At 56.4% G+C, this 3,178-nt stretch carries 4 protein-coding genes and 3 tRNA genes; all 7 read right to left on the reverse strand.

Annotation, left to right across the window (positions count from 1 at the left end):
* A partial coding sequence (locus BLQ74_RS26775; protein ID WP_043238044.1) for a GTP-binding protein occupies nucleotides 1-104 on the reverse strand: 104 nt, incomplete at its 3' end.
* A gap of 84 nt (nucleotides 105-188) precedes the next feature.
* A tRNA-Thr gene (locus tag BLQ74_RS26780) sits at nucleotides 189-264 on the reverse strand.
* Between the two features lie 18 nt (nucleotides 265-282).
* Nucleotides 283-356 (reverse strand) — tRNA-Gly (locus BLQ74_RS26785).
* A 25-nt stretch (nucleotides 357-381) separates the two neighbouring features.
* A tRNA-Tyr gene (locus BLQ74_RS26790) sits at nucleotides 382-466 on the reverse strand.
* A gap of 140 nt (nucleotides 467-606) precedes the next feature.
* Complete coding sequence (locus BLQ74_RS26795) at nucleotides 607-1,296, reverse strand: SPOR domain-containing protein (protein ID WP_090268545.1); 690 nt, start codon at nucleotides 1,294-1,296, stop codon at nucleotides 607-609.
* 9 nt (nucleotides 1,297-1,305) lie between these two features.
* Complete coding sequence (locus BLQ74_RS26800) at nucleotides 1,306-2,055, reverse strand: pantothenate kinase (RefSeq protein ID WP_090268547.1); 750 nt, start codon at nucleotides 2,053-2,055, stop codon at nucleotides 1,306-1,308.
* Nucleotides 2,045-2,989 carry a bifunctional biotin--[acetyl-CoA-carboxylase] ligase/biotin operon repressor BirA gene (birA, locus tag BLQ74_RS26805; RefSeq protein WP_090268548.1) on the reverse strand — a complete coding sequence of 315 codons (945 nt, stop codon included), beginning with the start codon at nucleotides 2,987-2,989 and terminating at the stop codon, nucleotides 2,045-2,047. The genes BLQ74_RS26800 and birA overlap by 11 nt, the downstream gene beginning before the upstream one ends.
* Nucleotides 2,990-3,178 lie beyond the last annotated feature (189 nt).

The raw sequence follows: 3,178 nt of genomic DNA on the forward strand, positions 1-3,178 counted from the left end.
ACCTTGGTCAGGGCAGCAGTCAGAGTGGTCTTGCCATGGTCAACGTGACCGATGGTGCCGACGTTGACGTGCGGTTTGTTACGTTCAAATTTTTCTTTAGCCATTTTGACCGTCTCCCACCTAGGAATTGAGAAAGCCACGCCACCATTAAAACAAGGGCAGATATTTTCATATCTGCCCTTGTGAGATGGAGCTCATGAGCGGATTTGAACCGCTGACCTCACCCTTACCAAGGGTGTGCTCTACCAGCTGAGCTACATGAGCAAACATAAGCAGCAAGTCTGGAGCGGGTAGCGGGAATCGAACCCGCATCATCAGCTTGGAAGGCTGAGGTTCTACCACTGAACTATACCCGCGGAGCCTGACGCTCACGCTTGAAACTGGTGGAGGGGGAAGGATTCGAACCTTCGAAGTCTGAGACGTCAGATTTACAGTCTGATCCCTTTGGCCGCTCGGGAACCCCTCCGAGTGAGGCGGCATTCTACAGCCTGCCACCGCGCTGTCAAGACTTTTTTCTTAAAAAACCTAAACTTAGGAGTCTGACAGCGGCTTCTCGAAAATCCCCTTTCAGGTCCCCTCTTCGAAGCGGGCGCCATTCTATTCAAACTACTGGGTGGTTGCAACGTTTTTGCAAGGCATTATTTGCCGCTGCAGTTCCGGAAAATCGACGACCAATTGTCGAGCCAGCGCATCGTCGGCTAGGCGACCACTTTCAGGAGCCACCTGCAACCAAAAGTCATGCTGGTTACGCGTCAACTCTCGCACCTGCGCCTCGTATCCAGCAGACTTCAAGCGCAACACTACCGCATCGGCAGAGTCCTTGGTCTGAAAAATACCAAGGGAGATACCATCGGCCAGATCGCCCTCCGTGATGATATAGCTATCGATCTTGCGCGCCTGAAGCTCCCGCAGTTGCCACAGAGAGGCCTGGCGTGAGGCTAGTGGCGGTAGATAAACCCAAAAGTCGGTTCCCGCACTTGCATCCACCGCCTGCAAGCTCACCCGCATGTCCAGGGTAGTCAGCCGCTGCTCGAGGGATTTAGCGCGTCGCTCCTCAGCGAAGGGACCAAAATAGATGCAGGCGCCATTTTGCTGCGCAGCGCCAGAAGATGGAGCCGCTTCAGGCTGCCGACGCATTGAAGCGTCGGCAGACTCGCTGAGCAGGCGTATGTTTTTTTGCTCGCCGTGATAGAGACTAAGAGGCGCAATCTCTTTCGCGCGCAATGGAGTCTGCTGCTGGTGCCAGACAAAGTAGAAGACATTCAGCACCAGCAAAAAAAGAAAGAACCAGCGCATCAATGAAACTCACTCAAACGGACAGGCGAATGCCAGACCGATAAAGACCAGGTCCGGCAGCACCTGGGCATGGGGCAACTCGTCTCTCACCAACTCCGCATCGCCACCAGTCAGGAATACCGCGCAATCCCCACCCAGCAACTCGCGAGCAAGCAGATACTGCTCACGGACAAAACCGCGCAACATCAGCAAGCAACCTCGTTCCACAGCCTCGGCAGTCTCCCGCCCAGGCGACAACGTCTGGATCGCTTCGCGAGCCGCAATGTCGTCATAACGGATGCGCCGGGTATGAGTGCGAAGCTGGCTGCGCATTAAGGGCATTCCAGGGCAGATGTAACCGCCCAGGTGCCGCCCGGAAGCATCAACCAGATCAGACGTCACGGCAGTCCCCAAGTCCAGGACCAGCGACGCCCCACCGGACAATTTGTAGCCAGCCACAAGCGCAAGCCAACGATCGAGCCCTAAACGCTTGTATTCGCGGTAGCCATTCACTACACCGACCAACTCCTCGGCCGGCTCAGCCACTCGAACAGCAACAGAGAAGGCTCCATGCAGGCGCTCGACCAGCGCAGCGGTCTCCTGCTCGCTACGCACACTGACCATGCGACAGTGACGCAAAGCCAGCCCCTCAGCCCCCGTCAATTGGTCAAGTAACGCAGCATCGGAGTCTGCGACACCGGCACAAACAGACTTCAAGTCTGTCGTTCGGATCACTCGCCATTTGATCAGACTGTTACCGCAGTCCAGTTCAAGAATCATCAGACAACCTCAGACTCAATTCGCCTCCGCTATAGCGACTCTCAACACCATCAACATCAAGAAGCAAGGCACCCTGCTCATCAATGCCCACGGCACGCCCGACGACGGTTTTCGCTGCCGTAGACAAACGAACCTCGCGCCCTTGCCACAAGTGGAACGACTCCCACTCCCGCTGACTCGCCGCAAACCCTTGCTCCCGATGGCGAGCAAGGTGCCACTCCAACTCTTTATTCAATGCTGTCAGAAGCTGATTCCGATCCACCGGACGCCCGAGTGCGTCACGGAGTGAAGTCCACGGCTGATCGATACCATCTGCGCTGCGCATGTTCACGTTGATGCCTATGCCAATCGCTACACTGCACAAATCGGCCGGATCACCGGTTAGCTCCAGCAAGATCCCCGCGAGCTTCTTTCCGTTGAGAAGCACGTCGTTCGGCCATTTCAGCCCCGCTGCGGCAATCCCCAACGACTGAATGGCTCGCACAACAGCCAGTCCCACGACGAGACTAAGTCCTTCAAGCTCTTTCGGACCACCGCGAACCGAAATTCCCAGCGTGTAATAGAGATTGGTGCCAAACGGGCTCACCCAAGACCGACCTCGGCGACCTCGACCCGCGGTTTGCCGCTCAGCAATAATGCCAAAAGGAGTGCCAACCCCGGCATCCAGGCGCCGCATGACCTCAGCATTGGTTGAGTCCACCGAGAACAGGACGTCTACCGGCCAGGGGGCATACACTCGGTCGAAATCTATCGCTATTAGCGACTCCGCCAAGCGATAACCGCGACCACGCACGGACTGTATAGGCAAGCCAAACTCGGCCTCTAGATTCTGCAGGCGCTTCCAGACCGCACTGCGACTGATGCCGAGAGCAGCCCCCAATTCCTCTCCAGAGTGAAAGGAACCATCGCTTAATAATTTCAGCAAAGTCTGCATATCGCGCCTCGCTCAGTAAGGCACGCATCATATAGAGACACTCAGGGCTTGCCTATGCCGCGCGCCCGGCAGCCTTGCGTAACGCGAGAGAGGTTCCGAGCTTTTCCGCGCGCAAAAGCAAAACCCCCGGTCATTGCTGACCAGGGGTTTTGGGATAGGTGCTTGACGATGACCTACTCTCACATGGGG

This window comes from Pseudomonas panipatensis (assembly GCF_900099785.1).
GTDB lineage: Bacteria > Pseudomonadota > Gammaproteobacteria > Pseudomonadales > Pseudomonadaceae > Pseudomonas > Pseudomonas panipatensis.

Excerpts from the sequence above, each read along its gene's own strand:
- BLQ74_RS26795 (WP_090268545.1), bottom strand. The coding sequence starts at position 1,296 with ATGCGCTGGTTCTTTCTTTTTTTGCTGGTGCTGAATGTCTTCTACTTT.
- BLQ74_RS26800 (WP_090268547.1), bottom strand. The coding sequence starts at position 2,055 with ATGATTCTTGAACTGGACTGCGGTAACAGTCTGATCAAATGGCGAGTG.
- birA (WP_090268548.1), bottom strand. The coding sequence starts at position 2,989 with ATGCAGACTTTGCTGAAATTATTAAGCGATGGTTCCTTTCACTCTGGA.